Source organism: Microbulbifer rhizosphaerae (genome assembly GCF_014191725.1).
Taxonomy (GTDB): domain Bacteria; phylum Pseudomonadota; class Gammaproteobacteria; order Pseudomonadales; family Cellvibrionaceae; genus Microbulbifer; species Microbulbifer rhizosphaerae.
This window is the reverse complement of the sequence record NZ_JACHWZ010000011.1, coordinates 57,056-83,347: the sequence shown is the minus strand read 5'-3', so window position 1 is coordinate 83,347 and position 26,292 is coordinate 57,056. Positions and strand designations below refer to the sequence as shown.

Below are 26,292 nucleotides of genomic sequence, written 5' to 3'. Positions count from 1 at the left end.
AGAACCAAAGTAGCCGGACATGATTACGGTTTAAACGCAGATTTGTGGCCTGAAAAATGGAATTTCGCATGTCTCGATACTTACTTGTCCCATTAGTATAAAACCAGATAAAAAGAGCGAAACCATGGATAGAATGATAACGAGTATTAACCGAGTGGCGGCATTGCTGTTCTGTCTGTTGGGGCTGTATTGTCCCTTCAGCCTGGCAGCGCCCGCTGACACGCCCGATTACTACCTGTGTAACAACCGGGTCGGAGGTGAGTGGAACTTTGGCCGCGTGCCCGCCGCCTGTGACGTCGATCCCTGGGGCGATCCCGCCTATGTGATCGACCAGTTCGTTCCCGTGATTTTCGACGATAATGTCACCCGCTCCACGGAAAGGCAGCGCTATATGCTGGAAGTCCACGCAATGCTGCGGGACTCGGTGGAATACTACCTGCTGGCCCGCAAGCCCTCTGCCAGCGGGGCCGAGGTTGCCGCCTGGCAGCGGGCCAATTTCGCCAAGGCCCACCAGGAGACCTTCTGGACCCACTATCGCGAGGCTACCGACGACAATATAAAAATGGTCCGAGGCGATTCCGGCCACGGCCACGGTATGGTGCAGATTGACGACCGCTGGCATTTTCCCAAGCTGGAAGAGGGCAAAGGGTGGCATATTTTCGAGAATATCATCTATGGTATGGAGCTGTTCTACGATGCCTGGCAAGACGCCGCCAACGCCTCCTGCGTAAGTAGCCCCAGCAACTGGCGGAATCGCGCGCGCAGCGCCTACTCGGTGTATAACGGCGGCGCCAGCAAGATCTGCCGCTGGACCAATCCCAACGATCCCTGGGCGCGGAACGATATCGGCTATGCCGACAAATACGATAGCCGGACCTGGTTGAACTATATCAGCAACAGGGACCACGAAACGACACTGGATATTCCCTGTTTTATGGAGGGAAATGCCGACTGTGCCGCGGTAGAGCCCGTGGACGCCGACGATCCGGCCAACTGGCCCGGGCGGCAAATCAACCTGGCCTCCGGCGAGGCCTGCCGCTTTGAAAATAATGCGTTCGAGTGCGTTGCCGAAGCGGTGGATATGCTCTGTCTGAATATTCAGTACGGTGCATCCACTGGCGGCTCTCTGTCGCCGTCTGCCAGTGTGACCGACGCTTACGGTAAAACGGTGCATGAAAAGCACGCCTGTTTCGCCGGTGCTGTGACCGGTCTGTCTATGGTTGGGCAATCCATAACTTCGGAGGTTGAGATTAACGTGCGTGCCACCCCGGGCGGCAGTGCCCTGGGTTTTACCTCCCAGCCGGGCAAGGTCTACCAGGTGCTGGATTATGTGGTCGACGATATCGACGCGCAGCATCGCTATTACCTGATCAGCGAAAACGGAAAGCTCGGATATATCTACGCTGGCGAGGCCGGTGACCACACAAGCTGGACCACCAGAGCCAGTCACAGTGGACTGGGTGAGGTTTTCATTCCCCTGGCCGGCGACCAGATACAGGTCGTCCCGTCCTCCGGCATCAACCTGCGCGATGTACCGGCGGGCAACTTGATCGGCTTGGTGCCCACAGATGAAATACTGTCTGTAATTTCCGTTGTTATTCAGGGAACCGATAACGACGTCTATTACGAGGTCAGCTACGGCGGCAAAACCGGATATATCTACGGTGGCAAGGTACTGAATGGCATGACGCTGCAGGATTGGATCGTTCCGTATGACGAAGTCGAAAGCAATCCATATACACCTGAAGAAGCTTGCGGCAGTGGTTACTCGGTAATCAACTCGCACGCGCTCACCGGTGGGCGCATCTACCTGCTGTACAAATCGAGCACTGGTTACAACTGCGTGGTGACGATGAAGGCGTCGAATGTGGGAACACCATCGGCTGTGTCGGCCTCCCTGCAAGTGGAAGGAGGGACCAAGGCAACCGATTCCGGCAACTTCAGTTACTTTGCCGGACCAGTCAAAAAACGCGCTCCCGGTTCCTGTGTCAAATGGGGCGGGTCAATCGGTAGTCGCTCCTGGGTGAGCTCCTACCAGCATTGCGACTGAGTTAGAAATGCCGCTGGTCCGGACGCGATTTTGCTTGCGACCGGACCAGCTACTTCCATAAGGAGTAAACAATGAAATACCTGCTCAGCGTGATTGCGGTGGCGCTGGTAAAAGCTCTGCAGAGCAGCCGGCTGAGCGCTTGCCGAATTCCCATCACATCCTAAGGATAAAAACCATGAAGCATATAAAGATCGGCAGGAGATCCGTTCTGATGGCCTGCGCCGGCGTGCTGGCGGGTCTGGTAGGCGCGACCGTGGCCCAGGCGGCGAATGCCGGCCCAGCGCACAGCGAGAAGCTGCTGTTCGACGGTGGCGGTGGCGAGCGCTTGAACGGCATTACCTACCACTCGTTCCGCATCCCATCCCTGGTGCGTACCAAGGAGAACACACTGATCGCCTTCGTCGAAGGCCGGGCGTCCAACAACCGGGACTGGGGCAACATCAACGTGCTCTTCAAACGCTCTACCGACAACGGCGCCACCTGGTCCGCGCTGGACGAGGTGGTCGGTGCCGGCCCGGGCACCTGGGGCAACCCCACGGCCGTCGCCGATCGGCAGACGGGCACCATCTGGGTTTTCATGTCCTGGAATCCGGCCGGCTACAGCCTGGGCGGCAAGGACGGCACGACCAAGATCACCGCATGGAGCCACCGCAAGGTGTACGTCTCCCGCAGCACCGACGACGGCCGGACATGGAGCAAGCCGGCGGACATGACGGCGGCCCTCAAGCCGAGGACACGCAGCAACGGTGCCACCTGGGCATGGGACGCGATGGGACCGGGCGTGGGCATCCAGATGTCCAATGGTCGGCTGGTCATCCCGGCGAGCCACCGCAACATCTACAGCGACGACAACGGCGCCACCTGGAAGGTGCAGCGCATCATCGATGCCTCGACCGGCGGTTACCAGGAGGTCACCGGTGAGGGCAGCGTGGTTGAGCTGATGGACGGCAGGCTGATGCGCAATGATCGCGCGGGCGGCTCGGTGTGGGAGAGGGGCAAGCGCCGCTGGGTTGCGCGCGGCACCATCGAAGGCGGCTTCGACACCTATGCGCCCGACTCGACGCTGCTGGATCCGCGCTCGCAAGGGTCGATCCTGCGTTACAACCGCGACTCGCCGGCCCGGATCATATTCCTGAACTCGGCCAGCACGGTGACCCGCACCAAGATGCGAGTGCGGATCAGCTACGACGGGGGAAAGACCTGGCCGATCTCACGCCCGCTGAGCGACGCGCCGCTACCCTCCTGGCGGGGCCTGGGAGACGGCAACTGGGCCGAGGGTGGCTATTCCAGCATGGCCAAGACAGCCGACTTCGCCGTCGGTGCCCTGATCGAGGTCAACGAGAACACCCACAGCAGTGCTACCTCGCACCGCTCGATCGCATTCCGCAAGTTCAACCTGCCATGGATCCTGAACGGCGGGACCGAGGGAGGCAGCCCAAACCCCTATACACCCGAAGAAGCTTGTGGCAGTGGTTACTCGGCAATCAACTCCCACGCGCTCACTGGTGGACGCATCTACCTTCTGTACAACTCAAGCAACGGCTACAACTGCGTTGTGACGATGAAGGCGTCAAATGTGGGAACACCATCGGCTGTGTCGGCCTCCCTGCAAGTGGAAGGAGGGACTAAGGCAACCGATTCCGGCAACTTCAGTTACTTTGCCGGACCAGTCAAAAAACACGCTCCCGGTTCCTGTGTCAAATGGGGCGGGTCAATCGGTAGTAGTTCCTGGGAGAGCCTCTACCAGCATTGTGACTGAGTTAGAATTGGTAAAAGGCAAAGGGAATTGCCTTCCAAAACGGGATTGACCATGCAAAAAGTTTACAGTCTGATAATTGCTCTGGTGATTAGCGTACCGGCTCTGGGAGAGACCACTGCCGAGCAGCAGTGGCACTCCATCAAAGAACAACTGGCACAGCTGGAAAATTGCGAAGAGACCCAAAGTTGCCCGCAAGACCTCACCAATCCCCGCAACAGCTTTTATCTGTTGGGGGAACAAATCAATGAAGAGCTGGACAAACTGGCGGAATGGCAGCGACAGTTTGGGGTCAGTGACGAAAGCCGCGCGCTGTTGCATCACTACCTGATTTACCCCAACGAGTTTGTACAGACGAAGACGGTACAGATACTGGCGGAAATGAGTGCCGATGACGCCACAGCCGAACAACTGTTGACCGTACTGCCCGACGTCAAAGATAAACAACTGCTGGTTCCGCTGCTGGTTCAACTGCAGCGTTACCCACACCTGCGACAGGAGATTGACGGCGCTTTTGCTGATGTTTTGCAGCGGGGCAGTTTTAATGCCGCCAAAGTGCTGGCGCAACACATTCAACCGTTCCTGACGGCGGAAAACCTGCCCTTTTATCAACAACTGCTCGGGCAGTTACCTGAGAACAGTGCCAAGGCCCGCGCCCTTAAAAAAGCCATTGATCGCCAGATGGCAAGGAATAAACCATGAAATACCTGCTCAGTGCGGTTATGTTGGCGCTGGTCGGTGCACTACTTTTGACCGCGGAATTCGGGCAACAGCAGGCCCCGGCGCCAGCCACGGCGGAAGAAAAACCGGGTGAAGCCGACCGGCCCGCCTCTCTGTCGGGCGAGCCAACGCCACAAGAATTGACCCTGGACCAGCCCAGGGTGCAGCGCCAAAGCCTCGATGACCAGTCCAGGCAGGAAAGAGGCCTCCTGCACAGACAGATAGTGGAGCTGGCCAACTGCCATCAGACCTATAGCTGCCCGCAGAATCTCAGCGATCCGCGGGCGTCCGATATTCTGCAGGGAAAAATGCTGGCCGAGAAGTTGCGGGCCTATGCCGATTTTCACCGCGAGAATGACTACTTTGACGGAGAAAGCGCCGAAATGGCCCGTGCCTTTCTCGACCATCCGGATGGCTTCGTGCAGGAGGCAGCCATTGATCTGATGAGCATGCAAGCCCCCAATAGAGACAATGCCCTGGTGCTGATAGAGGCCCTGGAGAGCAGCTACGACGCCAAGATCGTGAACCAGGCTATGAAAGAGCTGCAGCGTTACCCGGACTTACAGCCCCAGGTTGATCAGTTGTTGGCGCAATCCCTGCAAACCGGCAGCCTGTTCGTCGCCCAGGAAGTGGCCCTGAATATCCTGCCTCACTTGAGCCCGCAGAATCTTCAAGCGTTTGAGGAGGTGGCCGAAAAGCTGCCCCAGAATTCCCAGCGAGCCAAGGCTTTGAAATCCAATCTTCGCGAGTTCCGGTTGCGCCAATCCGGCGGGTGAGCGGTTGCCTTTCCCGAGTGGCACTGAATTAAGCCGAACCCTTCTTGTAGGAGCCTGCTGTGACCGCCAGGCAGAACTCCTACATTTGTAATGGGCACATCCATGCGCCCAGCCCGTTGGGCAGCTTCGCAGCTCAAATTACTCCAAGCAATTTGGCTCGCATTCCCGTCATCCATGGCGGTCAGAATTATCAATGAAATCGAGAATATCTCCCCGGTGGTCTACGATGTTTCCAGGCCGTCGGCCAGGCTCCCGGCCTACCTGCCCAAGAAGTAGCCGGGCCTCACCGAAGACTGCAGCCTGATGCTTTGAATTACGAGGGTAAGTGCTGCGTTGGCGGATGCCGGCACGCGGCATTGGCTGATGAGGCGGCGCGCCAGGATAATTTGAAAAGGATATCGTTATGTATCTGCACCGCCTGGTTGCTTTCATCTGCTTCGCGCTGACACTGGCCGCTTGTAGTGAAATGGCCCGCCTGCCGGTCTCCGCAGGAACCGGTCCGAACCCGGTATTGCCACCGCCCAGGGAATCCTTGATTCCGACGGTGAATATCGCGCCGGCCAAGGGCTGGCCCGGAGGGGCCAAACCATACTCGGCCACCGGTACCGCGGTGGTGGCGTTCGCCTGGGGACTCGATCACCCTCGCTGGCTTTATGTGCTACCCAACGGGGATGTACTGGTCGCAGAAACCAACAGACCTCCCAAGAAAGGGGGAGGGCTGAGGGCGTGGATTGCCGGCCTGTTGATGAAAAAGGCCGGTTCGGGTGGCGAGAGTGCCAATCGCATTACCCTGCTGCGTGATACCGACGGCGATGGCGTGGCGGATCGGCGTTCGGTGTTTCTCGAGGGATTGCATTCACCCTTCGGCATGGTGCTGGTCGGTAACGATTTCTACGTGGCCAATACCGATGCGCTGCTGCGTTTCCCTTACGAGGTGGGCCAGACCCGAATCACCGCACCGGGGGAAGTGATTATCGGGTTGCCCGCCGGGCCCATCAATCAGCACTGGACCAAAAGCCTGATCGCCAGCCCTGACGGTAGCAGGCTCTTTGTGGGAGTGGGATCGGACAGCAACGTAGGCGAGTATGGCCTGGAAAAGGAATGGGGGCGCGCCGCCATCTGGGAGGTCGACCCCCGAACCGGCGGTTATCGAATCTTTGCCTCGGGGCTGCGCAATCCCGTCGGCCTGGCCTGGCAACCGGACAGTGGTGAACTCTGGGTGGCGGTCAACGAGCGCGATGCTCTCGGTAGCGACCTGGTGCCGGATTACATGACCTCCGTGCGGGATGGCGGCTTCTACGGCTGGCCATACAGTTACTTCGGTCAACATCTGGATAAGCGGGTCGAGCCACAACGCCCTGACTTGGTTGCCAGTGCCATTGTCCCCGATTACGCCCTGGGACCGCATACCGCTTCGCTGGGCTTGGCCGCAGCTGAAGGCAATTCACTGCCCGGACGTTTCCGCAACGGCATGTTCATCGGCCAGCATGGCTCCTGGAATCGCAAACCCCGCAGCGGCTACAAGGTGATATTCGTGCCCTTTGACGACGGTATGCCTACCGGTGAGCCGGTGGATGTGCTGAGCGGATTTATCAGCGCGGATGGCGAGGCATTCGGCAGGCCGGTGGGAGTGGCGATTGACCAGAGGGGCGGATTGCTGGTGGCGGACGATGTGGGCAATGTCATCTGGCGGGTGAGTCGTGCGCGTTGATAGCGTTGAAGTACGCCCTGTGGTAGTCCGCGTCGGTCGTCTTGCCGTTATCCAGCGCGACGGAATCAACGCGCCTGGTATGCGGAGGGATCAGTCAGGTCAGAAAGAATTAACCTGTAAGGGCAAGCGCATCCCTTGAAGCTTTTCTGCTTCCTTATCGAACTTTGGAGATCAATATCATGGGAAATAACCAAGGTACACACGGGAGTTACACGAAGTTTTTTGCGATGATCGGGACTGCGATGGTCGCGATGTTTGTCTTGATGTATTTGAATTCCTACCAGATTTTCGACCATGCGTGGTTCAGTGAAACGCGACTGTTTATGACGTTCATTATGGGTTCCGCAATGATTGCGATAATGCTGGCGTTCATGCTGGGTATGTATAAGAGCAGTAAAGTCAATATGACGATTTTTCTTGGTGCCGGACTGCTGTTCCTGTCCGCTGTGTGGCTGGTGCGTAGCCAGACAACGGTTAGCGGAGTGGACTATATGGAAGGCATGATTCCACATCACTCGATCGCTATCCTGACCAGTGAGCGCGCGCGGATCGAGGACCCTCGAGTCCGGGAACTTGCAGATAAGATCATCAAGGCACAGCGCAGGGAAATTAAGGAGATGGAGTGGCTGATCGCCGATATCAGGGCCAATGGAGTGGCTGGCAGCCAGGCAGAGGCGGACGCGAGACCGGTTCCGGAGTTCTCCGGCACGCCCGAATAATAGATGAAGAAATAGCATCAACATTGCAGCTTGGCGCCACCTGGGATGGCCCAATCCAGATCGATACCGGGATATCAATCTTACAGTCTATAAGGGGGATATGAAGGAGAAAAACATGGATGAAGCCAATCGCATAAAATTCTTACGCGTCGCTCTTATAGTCGTAGGGCTTGTCTTTATTTTCGGTATATGGCCTCTCACTATCCTATGGCCTTCCGGTTGGTCTTGGCATACAGGAGGCCGATCGGAGTACCTCCAAATGATTCTCGGGATCTATGCGACGCTTGGCGTATTCCTGATCATTGCTTCGCGTAATCCAATGGCACACTTAAGCCTTATTTGGTTCACTGTCTGGTCGAGTATCGTGCATGGAGGGATCATGGCCGTGCAGGCTCTCGTTGATCCACAGCATATTGGACACCTGTTGGGTGATGTTCCTGCGTTAATAGTGGTAGCTGTGGTGTTGGCAGTTCTTACTCCACGCCAAGGCTCAAAAATTACATAAAGAGGCGTTAAAGATGTCCAATTTTTAGCCTGATAACAGCTTGACGACGAGCCGTAGAGTCTCACAATACTCGTATATCACTTGCAAATTCCACCGCCTTCTCTCTCCGGTTGGCGCCTCCAGACGCTCTCTCTGTGTTCCCATAGGCTTTGATGTTTCCTGGTTTTAAGTGACTTCTGTCAGGATTGTCCCAGTTGAATTATGAGCCGGGAGATACTGGTTTTTGGGACTACAATACAGAAGTCGCTCTTGAAGCAGCAGAAAGGAGACCGGTGCGACTGGTGAAAAACCATGGCGCGAATTAGGTTTGGTCCTGGCGGATAGTCGGCTGCCATGTCGCTAATAACCGAAGGAGGGCGGAAAACTATGGATAGTAATGACCTATCCCGGAAACAGCAGGCAATGGTCGAGATGTGGGATCGGCACACGGCCGCCGAGTTCGAGCAGAAAAATATCGACGCCACCATGACGACGATGACGCCGAATCCCTTCGTCAATAATGTCCCTGTAATGACGGGCGGTGTCGGCTCAAGTGAGGTGCGTCACTTCTACAGCACTTATTTTATCCCGGATAATCCACCGGATACCGAATCCGTACCGGTCGCTCGCACAGTCGGAGACGACCGGATCGTGGATGAGCTGATTCACAAGTTTACGCATACTATTGAAATGCCGTGGATTCTCCCCGGCGTCCAGCCGACGGGCAAACGCGTCGAAATTGCCATTATCGTCGTTGTGCAGTTCGAGGGCGGAAAGATCGCGGGTGAGCGTATCTACTGGGACCAAGCTTCTGTACTTGAGCAGGTCGGCTTGATCGATGCGGAGCAACTGCCGGTGAGGGGGATCGAGGCCTCCCGCAAAGTGTTCGATCCTTCATGTGAACCATCCAACAGCCTAATCAAGCGGGCAATCGGGTAAAGAAGATACACTGGGCTTCCATAAAAAGCCCGGAGAAGAGCTTTCTCCAGGCTTTTGTTTTATGCCGTTGAAAAACTACTTATAAGTCCCGCGGCTGTGCGCCGGTAATCTGTACCTGGTAGTCCAGTCCCCTGATTTCCGGATCATCGCCTTCACTTGCAAAGGCATCATAGGTATACAAAGTGTCCGGTGTATTGGCAACCACCAGGGTGGCTTCCTCGTTGCCGTTGACGAACACGGAACCATTTCCAGACGACAGTTCTTCGTAACGCACGTTGCCGGAGGTTGAGCGTATTGCGACCATCGCCGTGAAATTGCTCTCCGGAAGACCGTTGCCGAGATTGGTAATCGCGAAACTGACGTTGCCGTCGCCGGTGACTGTCAATGGGATAATATTGCTGCCGCCGTACATGGGCTGCCGCGACCCGATGACCCTGTAGAACGAGTTTCCGGTGGAGGTCAGGTTCCGGTAGGCCCGCTGCCGAAAAGCGCTGTTGTTGATGACGTTCATCAGGCGCTGCTGTGCCAGCGGATGGCCGATGTCCAGATAGGCCATGCGGGCCCAGTAGGAGGCCACCACCTGCTGCCATGGTGTCGATGTCATGCGCGCGGCCGTATGCAGCGGCGTTTCGTTGCCCTGGTGGGAGCGATACATGGCGCCCACAGCGTTCTGACCGAAACCCGGGTAGCCGTCCGGATTGCTGTTGAGGTAAGTGAGGAAGGGCCAGGCTTCGTAACGATTATCCGCGTGCACGAGCGTCAGGTACGAGCGGCCGATCACGGTGTCGAGATTGATGATCGTGCTCGTCGTCGGCTGGCCGTAGCGTTGGGCGACCGGGCCATACTGCGGCGCGAACGCCACGAAGTCGTCGGTATGCCATTGCGCTGTGGTTTCCCACCAGGCGCCCGTGTTGCCCTTGTCCACCCAGTTATACTCGGACAGCGTGATGCAGTGGCCGAACTCATGGACATAGACGTTGGGGCTGTCTATTGAGTTGGTATGGACGACCAGATAAGGCAGCCCGGCGTTGAAGTCATAGCCCATGACGCCGGCAGCGTCGAGGTCCACCGTCGAATAGACGTTTATCTTGAAGGGGCCGCCCGGACGGCCATTCACCGGCCGGCCGGGTGAGCGGAAACCGCGTTCCACCATCCAGTAGTCGTAGGCGGCTTCCAGGAAGTCCAGTACCTGTATCACTTGTGCCTGGCTGTTGTGCCCCACTATGCCTCCGGCGTCGCGACCGTCGGTGCCGTAGTAGACGCGGAAATGCTCCGAGTCCTCGAACAATGCATTGTCGGTCGTGATGCCGCGATACACGTACTCCGTGGTGACCGGGGTGTAGACGCTGCCGGAGGAGCTGGAGGAGCTGCTGCTCGACGACGAGCTGCTGGAAGAAGAGCTTGTTCCCGCCGGCGTACCGGACACCCGCCATTCAAGAATGCCCGTCGACTGGCTGGTGTTGAGCATCGATACCCGCAGGCGGTTGGTGGTAACGTTGTCGATAAAAATCGTATTGAACGCGTCTTCGGCCAGGGGCACGTCGCCAATGGTCATCCAGGAGCTGCCGTTCCAGTATTCCATGTAGGCGGTGGTGGGCACGAGGACGCCGCCGTTGTCGTCGAACCAGTACACCTGCGAGGAAGTCAGCGTGTAGTTCTGCGGCCAGTCATATTGCACCCACTGAATGGAATTCGGGTTGTTCCAATTGCCGTAGGCGCCGCTGGACTTGTCGTTGGAGTTTGTCGGGCTGCTATTGTCGTTGACCGCGCTCAGCGTCTCCCAGGAGGAGACATAGGAGGTGCTGGCGGTGGCCAGAGGCGCGATATTGGTGCCGCCCGAAGTGGAGCCTGAGCTGCTGGAGCTCGACGAAGAACTCGAAGTGCTTGAGCTGCTGGAGGAAGTGCCGTTGCCGGAACAGGTCGGCGTCTCAAAGCTGCCGTCGTGCGTACCCTGGAACCCGAATGTGGTGCTCTGGCCCGGCGCCAGGTTGCCGTTCCAGCCGCAGCAGTTGGTGAACGACGGCGAGGTGGTGTCGCCACCGGTCATCGTCACGTTCCAGCTGGTGGTCACATTGGCCGGTTCACTGAAATCGACCTGAACCATCCAATCGCTGATGGAATCGGGACCGTTGTTGGTCACCGTAATATCCAGTTGATAATCGCTGTCCCAGACGTTTGTCGGCGACACCGTACAACTGTACGAACCGAAGGCCTGGCTGACCAGCAACATGCAGGCCAACACAATTGCCAGTTTCGCTTTATACATAAACCTCTCCCTAGAATTTATTATTGATTTGATAATCCGGCGACCAAACAGATTACGAGGTTCATAGCTCGTAGCTCCCGCAGAACCCAAACTCAGTCGATGCGCCAGCATCCAATGTTGCATTCCAGGAAACCCCCGATGCCCTGAGAAGAGTCCCGGCTTGCGACCACTCGACATTCCAAGCCGACGTTATGGTTGCGCCGATATCGAGTTCCACTGTCCAGCTCAGTGCCGTGCTGTTCGGGTTGGTAACCGTTACGGTCGCGCAATAACCGGTATCCCAGGAGCTGTCGGTGCGAATGGAGGTTTGGGCATCTCCAGTCGTACCGCCACTGGAGGAGCTGCTGCTGGAAGAACTACTGCTCGAGGAGCTACTACTCGAGGAACTGCTGCTGGAGGAACTGCTGCTGGAGGAGCTGCTGCTGCCTCCGCCAGACACTTCAGAGAACTGAGTGCCGGTATCAATTTCTGTGTTCAGCACCAGCGAGATACCGCCGACTTCCACTGTCTGGCCCCAAAAGTCAGTGATACGAAAGTCGTAGGGGCCAACACCAAAACCACTGGTAGCAACGAAGTAGTTATAGGGCTCCCGGGGAAGCTGGGTATAAGTATCGCTGGAACCGGTGATGCGATACTCCAGTGCGGATATCGGGTATAGATGGTCTCTGACCTGGACTGCGGTCCACCACTGGCTGGACCCCTCTTTGAAATAAAGTTTCATATTGCCCGCCACCGGATTGGCAATATAGGTCCAGCTGATCGGGATCCGGCCTTTTGTTGTGTCATCAATTTGGGCAAACGCCTCCTGATCCAGGTCGACATCGCCTTCTGCACATTCCGGGCATTGATCATCGATGCGAACTGTTACACTGAGACCCGTGTCGATACTGGTAACTACGATAACCCCGCCGCAGGTGGCTGAACCGGCGTAATCAGTTGCGTTCATGGCCGCGGTCAGGATGTTGTCCGGCACTGTCTCGAAACTGCAGTTGCCGCCACCACCGTATCCGTAAAAAGTGCCCTCTCCATTGTGTGTTGAGCTGTCGGCCTGAGCAGAGGTGCCAAGTGTCAGAATGCACAAAGCCAGGAATGGATTAACTTCCTTCACAATCCTCATGGAGGTGCCCCTTTAAAATGTGGTTTGTATGACGAAAGAAACAGGCGGCCAGTCTATAGTGACTGGCCGTCTTGGATAGTTTGAAATCTCATTTTTGCCAAATGCTTCACACGGAGAGGTAGACCTTATGAAGTTTCAAGCGCAGGGTTGGCGAACAAAGTTAATGGCAGTCATCAATTGGAAATAAAACGGCATCAGCAATGGACGCACAGTCTTATGAATCCTGGTACGAGACACCACGAGGCCGATGGATCGGGGAACGGGAGACCGCGCTGATTCTTGAGGGCCTACAACCAAGCTCGGGGGAATCGTTGCTCGATGTCGGGTGTGGGACGGGGTTCTTCACCCGTAATCTTTCCGCTTCGATGGATGGCGAGGTTGTTGGCGTTGATATCAACCAAGAATGGCTAGAGTATGCGCGCCTTCATAGCGATGGCCGCGCAACCTTTGACATCGCCGATGCGCGTTCACTTCCGTACGCCACTGCGAGCTTCGACCTGGTCATTTCCATTACAGCTCTCTGTTTTATTGAGGAGCAGCTTGCCGCGGTTCGTGAAATTCTCCGCGTTGCCCGTCGGCGATTTGCTATAGGCTTGCTTAATCGGCATAGCATACTTTGGTTGCGGAAAGGTTGCGGCGGCGGTACGGGAGGATACCAAGGCGCTCATTGGAACACTGTAAACGAGGTGCGCCGACTTTTCAGAGATCTTCCGGTGGAGCGATTACGATTCCGGACCGCCATACAAATTCCAACTGGAGGGCCGATTGCGCGTTTTATCGAACGCATTTCTCCATCCACTTTGACAACCGGTGCGTTTCTGCTGGTGATTGGGGAGGTCACCGGGGGTGCTCATGGGCAACCTTAAAACAGGTTCAACGTCAGCCTTGGGGAAGCGACACACATCCTCGGACGATTAACACAAACGGTACATTGACTGGATTTCAGAATGCTTTCAAAAATCATAAGCGGAGGACAAACGGGCGCCGATAGAGCTGCATTGGATGCGGGCCTTGAGACGGGGTTCCCGATTGGTGGAGCCTGCCCGGCCGGAAGGATGGCTGAAGACGGGCCGATAGGGGACGTATATCCCCTGGTGGAAATCAGTGGCGGTTACCGTCAGCGTACCAGGAAGAATGTCGAGGAATCCGATGGTACAGCGGTCTTTTATAAATCGTACCTTAAAGGCGGCACAGAGTTGACAGTGCTGCTCTGTATCAGGTTGGGGAAGCCGCATAAATTGATTGATATTGAACTTGTCAGCCCGAAAGTTGCGGCCACTCTTTTAGTGGACTTTATTACGGCGTCTGGTATCAATGTCCTGAATGTTGCGGGTCCGAGGCAGAGTGGGTGCCCTGAAATATACGGGTATGTGAAGCAGGCGATGGGCTTGGTCATAAAGCGATCAAAAGAGCACCCCTAAAAATGGCAGTTCCGCTGCCGTAGGGTGCGCCGTGCGCACCATTCCAGCTGATGCAGGCGTCCGTTTCTTACGGTGCGCACGGCGCACCCTACAATCCCGTTTGGCGTCAAGGCAATCAAATGGCTTCGGCCAAATGAATTCACTGCCCAGGTTTATCATATGGACGCCCGTGTTGGCGGCGGCACTCCGCCATCCCTGGCGGTCGCCGCTCCTACAATGAGGAAATCTGTCTTCGTTAGAAGCTGTAGTTCACGCCCGTATTGATCGTGGTTCCCAGGCCCATGGTGTGGTAGGCGCCGCCGCTATAGGTGAACGCCTGGGCGCGGGCGGAGAAGTATTCCTCATTGAGGAGGTTTTCCACACCGGCGAAGAAGTTCCAGTTGTCCCGGCGGTAATTGGCGCTGAGATTGACCACGTCATAGGCGCTGACCGGGGCGAAGGAGCCGCCCCAATTGCCGTTTTCGTCGGGCTCGAAGCGCTTCCTTTCTCCAACGCGATAATAGGTCAGGGCCAGGTTGGCGTTGTCCACCGGGCGCCAGTCCAGGTGGGCGACGAACTTGGGTGGGGAGATGATCCGCGCATCCAGGTATTCGTCAGTCTTCTCGTTCTTGCCTTCCACCCAACTGTAGTTGGCGCCGACGTTGAGGCTCTCGGAAATGCGGTACTTGAGCGCGAACTCGTAGCCCCACATTTTATGGGGCGCGCGGACCGGTTCGTACACGCCGGTTTTGGGGTTGTAGAAGCTGGCGGTGCCCAGTTCCGAGGTGCTCTTGTAGGCGGCGATGCTGAAATCGAAATTGTCAAAATGGGTGTCGAAGCCGATTTCGTAGTTGTCGATGATGGAGGCTTCGGTCTGGATCAGCGCGATATCGTTGACTGTGGCGGAGCGCAGCAGGCCGCCGAGGTCGGAGATGTCCGCGCCCTGGGAGTAGTTGGCGAAGGGGCTGAAGTGGTCGTTGATGTGGTAGCGCAACGCCAGGTTGTAGGTGGTGGCTTCGTAACTGAGGGTGTCTCCCTTCACATCCATGGGCACGGAGCAGGTGTCCGCGTTCGCGCACAATTTCAGGGTGCGGTAATCGTCCACCACCAGATCGATGTTTTCGCGGCGCACGCCGGCCTTGAAGATCCAGTCGTTGTCCAGAATCCACTTGGTTTGCAGGTAGCCGGCCAGGCTGTCCATGTCCATTTCCGGAACCCAGATGCGGCCATCGAGCAGCGGCTGGGAGGTGACGTCGTTCAGGGCGTCCAGGCCGTAGGTCAGGGTGCCGTCCACCCATTCCCAGCTGAGCTGGGTGTTGAAATTGAAACGCAGGCCTTTTTTCCCGGATTTGATCATCGACTGGCCGCCGTCATAACCCTCTTCCGGGTTGGACAGGGCGGTGGAGAAAAAGAATACATTCTCGATCTTCTGTCCGTAGGCGTCGATGGTCATCTGGGTGTTGTCGGTCAGGTGGTCGTCCACATATTTGATCGCCAGGTTGTGGTTGCCCCTGGGGCCCTGGGCATCGCCCAGTTTGGTGTCGCCGTCGGAGAGGGGCAGGGCATAGGTCTTGGTGCCCTCGTTGACGGAACCCAGCACATCCACTAAGTCGGCGTTCTGCCGGCCTTCGTAATAGTTGTAGGTGAGCTGCAGGGATTTCTCATCATCCAGCCGGTAGCCCAGCTTGGTGAAGTAGTTCTCGGTCACGCTCTCGGAGAGACCGTAGATGGTCCCCATGACGTCCCCTTCCGCGTCCCGCTCCACGCCGCGCTCGTCGCGAGAGGCGCTGACCACGAAGCTGAATTTGTCGCGGGTGCCGCTCACCGAGCCCTGGGTGCGCAGGCCGGCGCTGTCCTCGAACTTGGCTGCGCTGAAGCGGCTGGAGACCGAGGCCTGGGCGGCGAATTCGCTGTCCGCGGCGCTTTTGGTGATGTAGTTGATGATCCCGCCGGCGGCGCCGTTGCCGTAGATGGAGGTGGCCCCCTTGATCACCTCGATGCGCTCGATAACGTCCGGGTCCAGGGTGCGCATTCCCAGAGCGCCGTTGCGGAGCGGGGTGGACTGGGGCACGCCGTCGATCATCACCAGCGGCGAGCGGCCGCGCAGGGTGGTGCCGAAATTACTGGTGCTGCCGTTGGCGGCAGCCAGGCCCGGGACATGGATGGCCAGCAGGTTCTGCAACTCGGAGCTGACCTGCAACTGCTGTTGAATGGTGTCCCGGTCGACGACGGTGACCGAGACCGGGACCTCGTCAATGCTTTCCACAAAGCGGCTGCCGGTGACGATGACCTGCTCGATATCCCGGTTGGTTTCTTCTGCGTAAGACGTGGTGGTGCAGGTGGCCGCCGCCAGGGCGAGGGCCAGTAAGCGCATTTCCATCGATATTTTCCGATTGATTGTGATTAGGAAGTCGTTGAGTTCTATGGAGGAGCCTCCAATAAAGAAGCTAATGATAACGATTTGCGTTAGCTTTTGTAAGTGTTGTGTTTGCCGGTTGCTTTGCGCCAGCGGGAAGAGGGGGCTGGGAGGAATGGCACTAAGTTAAAGCTTAGGGGCGGGCCTGCTGCCGGGGGTTCTTTACGGGTCACGGGCTAGGCGCCCCCCGTAAATACGTCCTTGTAGGCTTGTCTGCGAGGTCCCTCTCGCAGACAGTCCCGCAAAGAACCCCCGGCATCAGGCCCTTCGCATCGAACTTATGGCTTAACTTAGTGCCATTGGGGTCTGGGAGGATTTTCGTAGGATGGGCAAAGCGAAGCGTGCCCATCTTCTGCGGCCTCGATGGGCACACTTCGCTTTGCCCATCCTACAAAAGAAATGGCCGCAGGCACGATTGCCCCCGGCGGCCGGTTTCATAACATCAGCCCTGACAGCGGATTTGCGCGGATTCCGCCCCGCCCGGCACATACTTGATATTCGCCACCGCCAGGGACAGCGGCCCCTTGCTGCTTAGCGCCAGGCCGTGGGAGATGCGCGAGAAGTCCGCGCCGCTCTCGGCGAAGCACTGCAGGTCGATGGTCAGGTGGGACCAGTCCCCGGCGGGCAGCGACTGCAGCGGTTTCAGCAGCGACAGTTCGCCAGCGCAGCCCTCCGCGCAGGCGATCTGCGCGTACACTGGTTTTTCGGGCTGCCGGTCCACGCGGATATCCAGGGCCAGTGCGGCGTTTTCGTCCAGGTAGCGGCTCAGGTCCTGGGGCTTCTGTGCGCGCAGCTGTACGCTGCCACGGCGGAGGCCTTTCCAGTCGATCAGGCGCGCGTCCTCCTGGGATTCCATATCGATGGAGGCCACGGTGATGTTGCCGTCCCCGCTGCTGGCGCGGTTGCCCGCCACTGGTACCGGTTCGCCGCCGTCGGCGATAAACAGTCCCCAGGGCTCCCGCGGGCGGGATACCATCAGCCAGGCGTCTTCCAGCGCCCCTTGGGCGTAGGTGTCACCGTCCTCCGGCAGGTCGCTGGCGATCTGGACCTTGTCGTTGTAGTCGAGGCCGTAGCCGTAGGCGAACAGCGGTTCGTAGGATTTGTCGCCGGGGTTGAGGGTGGTCTGGTGGACCAGCTTTGGCCAACTGAAGGTGAGCTGGCCAGTGAAGTCGTGCTGCACCTCGCCTTCGGCGTCGGTGAGAATCACGTCGGCAACGCCGGCGCCCTCGGAGCCCGGCAGCCAGGCGGCGACAAAGGCATCGGACGTGTTCATTTCCTTGTTGACCCACAGGGGCCGCCCGGAGAGGAAGATGCTTACCACGGGAATTCCCTGCCGCTTGAGCTTCTTCAGCAGTTCCAGGTCCTCCTTGTTGCCCAACTGGTACTCGATGCTGGCCAGGTCGCCGTGCCACTCGGCGTAGGGTTCCTCGCCGTAGACCACCACCGCCACGTCGGGCTTTTTGCCGTTGGCGAAGGTGTCCGCGGAGAAATCGCCGTTTTCACTCAGCGCCGCTTCGCCACCGGCCGTTTCCACCGCGGTGCGGATGCCCTGGTAGATGGAGGTGGCCCCGGGAAAGTCCTCGGCGGTGGTGCCGGTGCCCTGCCAGGTGATGGTCCAGCCGCCGCTCTGCTTGGCGATACTGTCCGCGCCGTCGCCGGCCACCAGGATGTTCCGGCGCGGGTCCAGGGGCAGCAGCTGGTCGTTGTTCTTCAACAGCACCAGGGATTTGCGCACGGCCTCCCGGGCCAGGGCGCGGTGCTCGGGATTGCCGAGGATATCGGCACGGCCCGCCAGCGGGCGGTCGCGCTCAAACAGGCCGGCGCGCAGTTTGACCCGCAGAATGCGCGATACCGCATCGTCGATCCGCGCCGGGGGAATCTCCCCGCTCTTCGCCTGTTTCAGGGTGTTCACGTAGAGCGCCTTCCAGTCCGAGGGCACCATAAACATATCCAGGCCGGCGTTGATCGCCGCGGCACAGTTATCCACGGTGCAGCCCTCCACGAAGCGGTGGCCGTTCCAGTCCCCCACCACGAAGCCGTCGAAGCCCAGGCGGTTTTTCAGCACCTCGGTGAGCAGGTATTGATGGCCGTGGAGGCGGTCGCCGTTCCAGCTGTTGAAGGAGGCCATCACCGTCTGTACGCCGGCCTGTAGCGCGCTGATATAACCGGCCGCATGGATTTCCGCCAGTTCCTGTTCGCTCACCCGGGTATCGCCGCGGTCGATGCCGCGGGTGGTGCCGCCGTCGCCGAGGAAGTGCTTGGTGGCGGAGACCAGGTGGTGGCCGTCGAGAAATTCCTTGGAGCCTTTACTGCCCTGGATGCCCTCGACCATGCTGCGGGCGTATTCGCTCACCACGTCCGGAGCTTCGGAGTAGCTTTCATAGGTGCGGCCCCAGCGATCGTCGCGCACCACCGCCACCGTGGGGGCAAAGGTCCAGTCCACGCCGGTGGCCGCCACCTCCCGCGCGGTGGCGCGGCCAATGCGGTGAATCAGTTCGGGATCGCGGCTCGCGCCCAGGCCGATGTTGTGGGGAAACAGGGTGGCCCCCACCAGGTTGTTATGGCCGTGCACCGCGTCGCTGCCCCAGATGATGGGGATGGCCACGCCGCCATCGGAGGTATCCATGGAGGCTTCGTAGTAGGCATCCGCTAGTTTCTGCCAGTCCTGGGCGGTGGCGAACTTGTCGTTGTTGGGGTAGGTGCCGCCGCCGTTGAGGACGGAGCCGATATGGTATTCCTTCACTTCTTCCGGGGTAATGTACTTGATTTCCGCCTGGATCAGCTGTCCCACTTTTTCCTCCAGGGACATGCGCTGCAGCAGACCGGCGATTTTCTCCTCCAGCTCGGAGTTCCCGGGCAGAGCCGGCTGAAGCTGGGGCCAGGCGCTCCCGGTGGTTGCGGTGACCGTTTCTTTCCTGGGTTCCGCCGGTTCGCCGGCATCCGCATCCGCCGGTGAACGCTCGCCGCAGGCGGTAAGCAGGGCGCTCAGTGCCAGGGCACAGGCCGCGCATTGTTGTTTGTAGAACATAGACACTCCGGGAAATAGGGTTCAGTGAAAGTACGGGAGGTCCCGCAGGAATACCGTCCGGTCGGAGGCGCGGTGATGTCGCCGGTCCGGCAGTGAACATCACTGCCGGTGCTCCCTCTGTTATCGTTAGAATCGGGTTTCGATGTCTCGGCGGTATTTTCCCGTCGGGCCCGGCCACAATCGTCCTGATTTGTGCCGCTTCACAATTTTGGACGTCCAACTTTGTGCGCAGTGCAAAGTTGGACGGAATGAGAAGTCATCACTTGCCTGGCACCTGGTTAACAATTAACCTTTGACGTCGGATTTACAAGAACAAACAAGAGCGATGGTAGAGCGGATATGGATATTCTTCTGTTCAATTTTCATGATGTAGTCCTAATGATGACCAGCTACCAGTGCACTCTGTTTGCGCTGTTGCTACTGGTAATCCGCAGGGAGGGCTATATCAGCAATGTGCTGCTGGCACTGTTTCTATTCACCCAGGCGGCGATACCGCTGGATATCCTGATCAATTTTGGTGCGGGTTTCCGCGACTGGGCAATTCATACTTCTCCAAACCTTTTCTACGTATTCGGTTTCGGCTACTGGCTGGAAGGGCCGGTACTGCTCTGGTACACCCGCTCGCTGATCTACCGGGAATACCGCCTGACCCGCCGGGACCTGATCTACCTGGTGCCCTTCATCGCCTACGCATTGTTCGAATACTTTTCTTATTTCCGCTTCGATACCGCGACAAAAGTCTCCATGCTCGAGGGTTACACGCCCTACGATGAGACGCTGCTGAACCTGGCGATCGGTTTCGGGCGGGAGGTGTTGCGGGTGGTGTTCGGCGTGCTGTGCCTGCTGGAGATCCACAACTGCCGCCGTCGGATACAGGATTCCTATTCCAATATCGAGAAAATCGACTTCACCTGGCTGATGATGCTGGTGCTGGGCTTCCTGGTGATCCGCAGCTGGGCAGTGCTGGTGAACATAGCGCTCACCCTGGCTGCGCAACTGGATATCATGGTGGACTTCCGCATTATGGGGCTCACCAGCAACTACACGGTCTTTATCCTGATTAGCGCGATGATTTTCTTCAGCCTCAGCTACTCCTCCATGTTCGAGGGCCTGGAGCGGAAAGCGGACGAAGATGAGCCGCAGCAAAAGGCGGAGGAGAAGCCCGCGGTGGACAGTGCGCTCGCGGAGAAAATCACCCGTTATATGGAAGAGGAAAAACCCTTCCTGGCGCCGACCCTGACCCTGGAGCAGCTTTCAGTGCAACTGGAGATACCCAAGCGGGCGCTGTCCAACACTGTCAACCGGCACTTCGGGCGCAACTTCTTCGAGTTCGTCAACCACTACCGAATCGAGGAGGCCAAGCGCCGCCTGGCGGACCCGGACTGCGCGGAGCAGACGGTGATGGATATCATGCTCGACTCGGGTTTCAACACCAAGGCGACTTTCAATTCCTTCTTCAAGAAGCTGGTGGGTATGACACCCACCGAATACCGGCACCGCAACCAGCCGGAGAAGGTTGCGGCGACCGGCGCAGGCCGGTATCCAGTCTAGTGTGGTGTAAGGTACTAATTGTGTATATCAGAGCCCCCCAAATTGTTCACAGTTAGGCGCAGCTCGCAGGGAATGGTCATTCCATTTTCAAGAGCTGCAACGCAGCTGTGGACGATTTGGGGGGCTCCCTTCGGGCGGGCCGCTAAGCAGCCATCTGCGGCGTTGCATTTGCTTGACATAGATGACTATGCCGGCGCAAATGCGCCTTGCGGCTGGCCGCTTAGCGGCCAGCTGATATACACAATTAGTACCTTACACCACACCATGGCATCTGGGTTCCGGTGCTGGATCAACTCCGGCATGACGTTCCTGCGCCGGAACGACGAAATTGCGTTGTAAGGGGCCGGATCAGCGCTGCGGGCTCAACCTTCCATCTGCTCCAGTTCCCGCCCCATCGTCTCCCGCACCATGCGGACCACGAAGGGAATGGATAGAACCGCGAACAGCAGGTAGATACCGTAGGCCCCCGCCAGGCCGATGCCGGCCAGTAGCAGCGGGAAGGTCATGGTGATGACGAAGTTGGAGCCCCACTGGGACAGCCCCGCGACCGCCAGCCCGGAACCGCGGATCTGGTTGGGGAACATCTCCCCGAGCAGGGTCCACATCACCGGACCCCAGGAGCCGTTGAAGAAGAACACGTAGGCGTTGGCCGCCACCAGTGCCAGCAGGCCCATGGAATCCGACAGCACCAGTTTGCCGTCCGCGCCGATATCGGCGCTGGTGAACGCCATGACGACCAGGGCCAGGGTCATGGCCATGCCGAAGGAGCCCGCCAGCAGGATCGGCTTGCGGCCGATCTTGTCGATCAGGCTGAGGGTGATCACGCAGGCAGCGATGCTCACCGCGCCGGAGATGATATTGATTAGTAGCGCGTCCGCCTCGGAGAAACCCACCGCCTGCCAGAGTACGGCGCCGTAATAGAACACCACGTTAATACCCACCAACTGCTGGAAGGTGGCCAGGCCGATGCCCGCCCACACGATGGGGCGCAGCCGCCCGGCCTTGTCGAGCAGATCGCTCAGGCGCGGCCGGTGGTCTGCGGCGATGGACGCGTCGATATCCCGCAGTTTGGACTCCACGCTGCCTTCGCCGTAGAGTCTGCGCAACACCTTGCGGGCGCGCCTGGTCCGCCTGGACAGGACCAGGTATCGGGGACTTTCCGGAATCCACAGCAGAGAGACAAAGAAAATGGCTGCCGGAAGTATTTCCACCCAGAACATCCAGCGCCAGGCTTCGAAGCCCATCCACCAGCTGATGCTGGCGGAGCCGGCGGTTTGCGCCAGCAGGTAATTGCTGACAAACGCGGCGAACAGACCGGAGATAATGGCGATCTGGTTGATGGTGATCAGGCGCCCGCGCCAGGCCGCCGGCGCCACTTCGCTGATATAGGCCGGCGACATCACACTGGCGGCACCCACCGCCAGCCCCCCCAGTATCCGGTAGAAAACGAACTCGGCGGAACCGCCGGCAATGCCCGAACCCCAGGCGCTGATGACGAAGAACACCGCCGCGAGCAACAGCAGCTGCCGGCGCCCCCAGAGATCCGCCAGGCGCCCGGCGAAGAAGGCCCCGGCGGCGCAGCCCAGCAGCATGGAAGCCACATTGAAGCCGGTGCCGGCGCTGTCTGAATCAAAGGCCTCCTGCAATCCGGCCACGGTGCCGTTGATGACGCCGCTGTCGAAACCGAACAGGAAACCGCCGATGGTGGCGACGCTGCAGATAAGAATGATAAAGCCCAGCGAGGCTGTGGATTGCTCCTCGGCCATGCCGGCTTGAGGAAGACTTTCGGTCGCTTCCATGGTGATGCTACCTAATCTATTGGTTTCGATATGGGAGTGGTCGTAGGAGCCAATCTTTCCGTGAATTCTGTCGCAAATCGTCCGACTTCTGGAAAAATCGCAAAGTTGAACCGGGTAAAAGTGCGAACAGTCTGCAGAAACGGGCCACTAAGTAGCACTTGCCAGCCTTTCGATCAGGTGATAGCCGGAATTGAGGGGCAGGAAGGCCGCAACCGCCGGAGGGAAGCCCTCCGGCGAAATGCCGACCGGAATCAAGGCAAGGTTAAGCGCCCCTCAAGGCTGGACTCGGCATCGGAGAGGAGTAGAGAGAGGCCCCGCCACGGGTCGCCCGAGCGTCCTCGCCTGCGGGCGGGTATATACTGTCGTGCAAATTCCGCCTGGGGATTCCCGTTTACCGTGCCCGCTTCCGACGCAAAGCTACCTGATATTGTCCGTGCCGCACTGCAATCGCATCCAGCGTCGGGTCGTCTGTGGCTCGGCTATTCGGGGGGGCTGGACTCCACCGTACTGCTTCATCTAATCGCCGCCCTCGGGACAGAGGTGCGGGTACTGCATATCCACCACGGCATCAGCCCCAACGCGGACGACTGGCGGCGCCACTGCGAGGCCGAGGCCGGCCGGCTGGGGATGCCCTTCCGCTGCGAGTCTGTGTCCGTGAACACCGCTGGCGGCGGGCTGGAACAGGCCGCCCGCGCCGCCCGCTACCAGGTGTTCGAGGAATTGTTGCAGCCGGGCGATCAACTGCTGCTGGCCCAGCATGGCGACGACCAGGTGGAGACCTTCTTCCTGCGCCTGTTGCGCGGCGCCGGCGCTCTGGGTCTGGCCGCCATGGCGGGCAGCCGCTCCCTCGGGGGGGCGACCGTGCTGCGTCCGCTGCTCGGCGTGGGCCGCCCTCAGCTGGAGGCCTATGCGCGCGAGCAGCGGTTGCAATGGATAGAGGACGAGAGCAACGAGGACCAGTCCCTGGACCGCAACTATCTGCGCGCGGCGGTGCTGCCCCTGCTGCGCGAGCGCTGGCCGCTGCGCGAGCGGGTAGGACGGGCGGTGGACAACCTGCGCGAGGCCGCCGAGCTACTGCAGGACCTGGGTAATGCGGACCTGAACTCGTGCGACCGGCGCCGCGAGCGCTTCGGTGAGAGCGTCGCTCTCGGCGCGCTGCGGGAATTGCCGGAGCGCCGGCGGAAAAATCTGCTGCGCAGTTGGTTGGCGAAGTGCGGCGGCGATATGCCGGAGGCGGCGCACCTCGAGCAGGCCCTGAACCAGGCGCTGCAGGCCGCGGGTGACAGTCAAATGGCTGTCTCACTGGGCGGTCTTGTGGTGCGCCGGTTCCGCCAGCGCCTTTATATAACCCCGCCGCTGTCCGCCGCGGACCTCACTGGTGAGTGGCGGTGGAATGGCGCCGGGACTCTGGCGCTGCCCGGTGGCTGGGTGCTGGAACCGGGGCCCGACTGGCCGACGGGACATTACCAGGTCCGGTTTCGCCGCGGCGGCGAACGGGCCAGACCGGCGGGCAGGAAGCACTCCCAGACGCTGAAGAAACTCCTGCAGGAACAGGCCCTGGAACCCTGGCTGCGGGACCTTGTACCCCTGGTCCACCGCGGCGGTGAACTGGTTGCAGTGGGGGATATTTTCCTGTGTGGCGAGGGGCTTGCAGGAACGCTCAAATGGCGCTATGGCGGGGCCTGCGAGTGATTGGCGATTGAGCGGACAGGGCCTTTCTGGTAGTCTGGCGTCCCATCTCGAAGGCACTAGAGCGCCTCAGAATTTATTGCACGTGCGCCGGCGGCGGCTCGCTGCGATTTTAGAGACGCTCTCTGGGATGGGTCCTCAAGCCCTCCCGAGCCAGCCCCGCACGCTCGATTCCATCGGGCATTCAACTGACCAAGGTTTTGCATGACGCGCTATATTTTTGTCACCGGTGGCGTGGTTTCCTCGTTGGGGAAAGGTATCGCTTCCGCCTCCCTGGCCGCTATTCTCGAAGCCCGCGGCCTCAAGGTCACCATCCTCAAACTGGACCCCTACATCAACGTGGACCCGGGCACCATGAGCCCCTTCCAGCACGGCGAGGTTTACGTCACTGAAGACGGTGCCGAGACCGACCTGGACCTGGGCCACTACGAGCGCTTTATTCGCACGCGCATGTCCAAGCGCAACAATTTCACCACCGGCCGGGTCTACGAAACCGTGCTGCGCAAAGAGCGCCGCGGCGACTACCTGGGCGGTACCGTGCAGGTGATCCCCCATATTACCGATGAGATCAAGCGCCGCGTCTTGGAGGGCGGCCGCGATGTGGACGTGGCCATCGTCGAGATCGGCGGCACCGTGGGCGACATCGAGTCCCAGCCCTTCCTCGAATCCGTGCGTCAGCTGCGCGTGGAGCTGGGCCTGTCCCACGCGCTGTTGATCCACCTGAGCTATGTGCCCTACATCACCACCGCCGGTGAGACCAAGACCAAGCCCACCCAGCACTCGGTGAAGGAACTCCGTTCCATCGGCCTACAGCCGGATATCCTACTGTGCCGCTCGGAGCGCGCCATCGACGATGATTCACGCCGCAAGATCGCCCTGTTCACCAACGTGGAAGAGCGCGCGGTAGTGCCGTTGCCGGATGCCAAAACCATCTACAGCGTGCCGCGCATGCTGCACGACTACGGCCTGGACGATATCGTGGTGGAAAAACTGCAGCTGGAATGCGCCCAGCCGGACCTGTCCGAGTGGGACGCGGTGGTGGACGGCAAGCTGAACCCGCAGCACGAAGTGAAAATCGCCATGGTCGGCAAATACATGGAGCTGCTGGACGCTTACAAATCCCTGATCGAATCCCTTACCCACGCCGGTATCAAGCATCGTACCAAGGTGGATATCGATTTCATTAATGCCGAAGACGTGGAGGCCGAGGGCGGCCTGGAACTGATCAAGGATGCTGATGCTATCCTGGTGCCCGGCGGTTTCGGCGAGCGCGGCCTGGAAGGCAAGCTGGAAGCGGTGCGCTACGCCCGCGAGAACAATATCCCCTTCCTGGGCATCTGCCTCGGCCTGCAGTCGGCGGTGATCGAATACGCGCGCAATGTGCTGGGCCTGAAGGACGCCAACAGCACCGAGTTCGACGTGAATACCCCGCACCCGGTGATCGGCCTGATCACCGAGTGGATCGACAGCGAGGGCCAGGTGGAGAAGCGCGATGAATCCTCCGACCTGGGCGGCACCATGCGCCTCGGGGGCCAGGAGTGCCGGCTTACCAAGGACAGCAAGGCGCAGGAAATCTACGGCTCCGACGTGATCGTCGAGCGCCACCGCCACCGCTACGAGGTGAACAACAACTACGTGGACCGCCTGCAAAAGGCCGGCCTCAAGATAGGTGGCTGGTCCGCGGACGACACCCTGGTGGAAATGGTGGAACTGCCCGAGCACCCCTGGTTCGTCGCCTGCCAATTCCACCCGGAGTTCACCTCCACACCCCGGGATGGCCACCCGCTGTTCGAGAGTTTTATCGCCGGGGCGATGAAGCAGCGCGAACAGGCCGAGAGCTAGAAACCCGGGACCGCGGAACTCCAGCTCCG

The 26,292-nt window shown here is 59.2% G+C and carries 18 protein-coding genes; 13 read left to right on the top strand and 5 right to left on the bottom strand.

What is annotated here, in order from left to right:
- Positions 1–124: 124 nt before the first annotated feature.
- From FHS09_RS12680 to FHS09_RS12645, 8 genes are all read left to right on the top strand, one after another.
- On the top strand, positions 125–2,050 hold the full coding sequence (locus FHS09_RS12680; RefSeq protein WP_183460451.1) for a hypothetical protein: 1,926 nt from the start codon (positions 125–127) through the stop codon (positions 2,048–2,050).
- A 175-nt stretch (positions 2,051–2,225) separates the two neighbouring features.
- A complete protein-coding gene (locus tag FHS09_RS12675; RefSeq protein ID WP_183460449.1) occupies positions 2,226–3,809 on the top strand; it encodes a sialidase family protein in 1,584 nt (527 codons plus the stop codon).
- Between the two features lie 51 nt (positions 3,810–3,860).
- Complete coding sequence (locus tag FHS09_RS12670; RefSeq protein ID WP_183460447.1) at positions 3,861–4,508, top strand: hypothetical protein; 648 nt, start codon at positions 3,861–3,863, stop codon at positions 4,506–4,508.
- Entirely contained in the window at positions 4,505–5,302 is a 798-nt protein-coding gene (locus tag FHS09_RS12665) for a hypothetical protein (protein ID WP_183460445.1), read from the top strand. Before FHS09_RS12670 ends, FHS09_RS12665 begins: the two co-directional genes overlap by 4 nt.
- 403 nt (positions 5,303–5,705) lie before the next feature.
- Positions 5,706–7,013, top strand: a complete 1,308-nt coding sequence (locus FHS09_RS12660) for a PQQ-dependent sugar dehydrogenase (protein ID WP_183460443.1) — start codon at positions 5,706–5,708, stop codon at positions 7,011–7,013.
- Positions 7,014–7,192: 179 nt separating this feature from the next.
- A complete protein-coding gene (locus FHS09_RS12655; RefSeq protein ID WP_183460441.1) occupies positions 7,193–7,732 on the top strand; it encodes a DUF305 domain-containing protein in 540 nt (179 codons plus the stop codon).
- A 115-nt stretch (positions 7,733–7,847) separates the two neighbouring features.
- Entirely contained in the window at positions 7,848–8,237 is a 390-nt protein-coding gene (locus tag FHS09_RS12650) for a DUF6632 domain-containing protein (protein WP_183460439.1), read from the top strand.
- A gap of 366 nt (positions 8,238–8,603) precedes the next feature.
- Positions 8,604–9,155, top strand: coding sequence for an ester cyclase (locus FHS09_RS12645; RefSeq protein ID WP_183460437.1), 552 nt, complete (start codon positions 8,604–8,606; stop codon positions 9,153–9,155).
- Positions 9,156–9,234: 79 nt separating this feature from the next.
- Here FHS09_RS12645 and FHS09_RS12640 read toward each other — a convergent pair whose 3' ends face one another.
- Together FHS09_RS12640 and FHS09_RS12635 are read right to left on the bottom strand one after the other, a co-directional pair.
- Complete coding sequence (locus FHS09_RS12640) at positions 9,235–11,421, bottom strand: DUF6055 domain-containing protein (RefSeq protein WP_183460435.1); 2,187 nt, start codon at positions 11,419–11,421, stop codon at positions 9,235–9,237.
- Between the two features lie 61 nt (positions 11,422–11,482).
- Positions 11,483–12,538 carry an expansin EXLX1 family cellulose-binding protein gene (locus FHS09_RS12635; protein WP_183460433.1) on the bottom strand — a complete coding sequence of 352 codons (1,056 nt, stop codon included), beginning with the start codon at positions 12,536–12,538 and terminating at the stop codon, positions 11,483–11,485.
- 200 nt (positions 12,539–12,738) lie between these two features.
- Here FHS09_RS12635 and FHS09_RS12630 point away from each other — a divergent pair, with 200 nt between their 5' ends.
- Positions 12,739–13,404 carry a class I SAM-dependent methyltransferase gene (locus FHS09_RS12630; protein ID WP_183460431.1) on the top strand — a complete coding sequence of 222 codons (666 nt, stop codon included), beginning with the start codon at positions 12,739–12,741 and terminating at the stop codon, positions 13,402–13,404.
- A gap of 81 nt (positions 13,405–13,485) precedes the next feature.
- Positions 13,486–13,959, top strand: a complete 474-nt coding sequence (locus tag FHS09_RS12625) for a putative molybdenum carrier protein (protein WP_183460429.1) — start codon at positions 13,486–13,488, stop codon at positions 13,957–13,959.
- 235 nt (positions 13,960–14,194) lie between these two features.
- Here FHS09_RS12625 and FHS09_RS12620 read toward each other — a convergent pair whose 3' ends face one another.
- Positions 14,195–16,318 (bottom strand): TonB-dependent receptor, encoded by a 2,124-nt coding sequence (locus FHS09_RS12620; protein ID WP_183460427.1) that lies wholly within the window; start codon positions 16,316–16,318, stop codon positions 14,195–14,197.
- A 478-nt stretch (positions 16,319–16,796) separates the two neighbouring features.
- Entirely contained in the window at positions 16,797–19,382 is a 2,586-nt protein-coding gene (locus FHS09_RS12615) for a glycoside hydrolase family 3 protein (protein WP_183460425.1), read from the bottom strand.
- 339 nt (positions 19,383–19,721) lie between these two features.
- Between FHS09_RS12615 and FHS09_RS12610 the strand changes: the two genes are divergently transcribed.
- The gene (locus FHS09_RS12610) at positions 19,722–20,933 is read left to right on the top strand and encodes a helix-turn-helix domain-containing protein (RefSeq protein WP_183460423.1); all 1,212 of its coding nucleotides are present in this window, start codon (positions 19,722–19,724) and stop codon (positions 20,931–20,933) included.
- A 362-nt stretch (positions 20,934–21,295) separates the two neighbouring features.
- On the opposite strand, the gene FHS09_RS12605 is transcribed toward FHS09_RS12610, so the two are convergent.
- Positions 21,296–22,762, bottom strand: a complete 1,467-nt coding sequence (locus FHS09_RS12605; protein WP_343057481.1) for a sugar porter family MFS transporter — start codon at positions 22,760–22,762, stop codon at positions 21,296–21,298.
- 366 nt (positions 22,763–23,128) lie between these two features.
- Here FHS09_RS12605 and tilS point away from each other — a divergent pair, with 366 nt between their 5' ends.
- Together tilS and pyrG are read left to right on the top strand one after the other, a co-directional pair.
- Positions 23,129–24,424 (top strand): tRNA lysidine(34) synthetase TilS, encoded by a 1,296-nt coding sequence (tilS, locus tag FHS09_RS12600; RefSeq protein WP_343057479.1) that lies wholly within the window; start codon positions 23,129–23,131, stop codon positions 24,422–24,424.
- A gap of 201 nt (positions 24,425–24,625) precedes the next feature.
- Entirely contained in the window at positions 24,626–26,263 is a 1,638-nt protein-coding gene (gene pyrG, locus FHS09_RS12595) for a CTP synthase (RefSeq protein ID WP_183460417.1), read from the top strand.
- Positions 26,264–26,292 lie beyond the last annotated feature (29 nt).

Bases quoted from the DNA above. Each gene is read 5' to 3' on its own strand.
- FHS09_RS12610 (WP_183460423.1), top strand. From the start codon at position 19,722: ATGGATATTCTTCTGTTCAATTTTCATGATGTAGTCCTAATGATGACC.
- FHS09_RS12620 (WP_183460427.1), bottom strand. From the start codon at position 16,318: ATGGAAATGCGCTTACTGGCCCTCGCCCTGGCGGCGGCCACCTGCACC.
- FHS09_RS12615 (WP_183460425.1), bottom strand. From the start codon at position 19,382: ATGTTCTACAAACAACAATGCGCGGCCTGTGCCCTGGCACTGAGCGCC.
- FHS09_RS12645 (WP_183460437.1), top strand. From the start codon at position 8,604: ATGGATAGTAATGACCTATCCCGGAAACAGCAGGCAATGGTCGAGATG.
- FHS09_RS12655 (WP_183460441.1), top strand. From the start codon at position 7,193: ATGGGAAATAACCAAGGTACACACGGGAGTTACACGAAGTTTTTTGCG.
- FHS09_RS12680 (WP_183460451.1), top strand. From the start codon at position 125: ATGGATAGAATGATAACGAGTATTAACCGAGTGGCGGCATTGCTGTTC.
- FHS09_RS12635 (WP_183460433.1), bottom strand. From the start codon at position 12,538: ATGAGGATTGTGAAGGAAGTTAATCCATTCCTGGCTTTGTGCATTCTG.
- FHS09_RS12630 (WP_183460431.1), top strand. From the start codon at position 12,739: ATGGACGCACAGTCTTATGAATCCTGGTACGAGACACCACGAGGCCGA.
- FHS09_RS12625 (WP_183460429.1), top strand. From the start codon at position 13,486: ATGCTTTCAAAAATCATAAGCGGAGGACAAACGGGCGCCGATAGAGCT.
- FHS09_RS12640 (WP_183460435.1), bottom strand. From the start codon at position 11,421: ATGTATAAAGCGAAACTGGCAATTGTGTTGGCCTGCATGTTGCTGGTC.
- FHS09_RS12660 (WP_183460443.1), top strand. From the start codon at position 5,706: ATGTATCTGCACCGCCTGGTTGCTTTCATCTGCTTCGCGCTGACACTG.
- pyrG (WP_183460417.1), top strand. From the start codon at position 24,626: ATGACGCGCTATATTTTTGTCACCGGTGGCGTGGTTTCCTCGTTGGGG.
- FHS09_RS12650 (WP_183460439.1), top strand. From the start codon at position 7,848: ATGGATGAAGCCAATCGCATAAAATTCTTACGCGTCGCTCTTATAGTC.
- FHS09_RS12675 (WP_183460449.1), top strand. From the start codon at position 2,226: ATGAAGCATATAAAGATCGGCAGGAGATCCGTTCTGATGGCCTGCGCC.
- FHS09_RS12665 (WP_183460445.1), top strand. From the start codon at position 4,505: ATGAAATACCTGCTCAGTGCGGTTATGTTGGCGCTGGTCGGTGCACTA.
- FHS09_RS12670 (WP_183460447.1), top strand. From the start codon at position 3,861: ATGCAAAAAGTTTACAGTCTGATAATTGCTCTGGTGATTAGCGTACCG.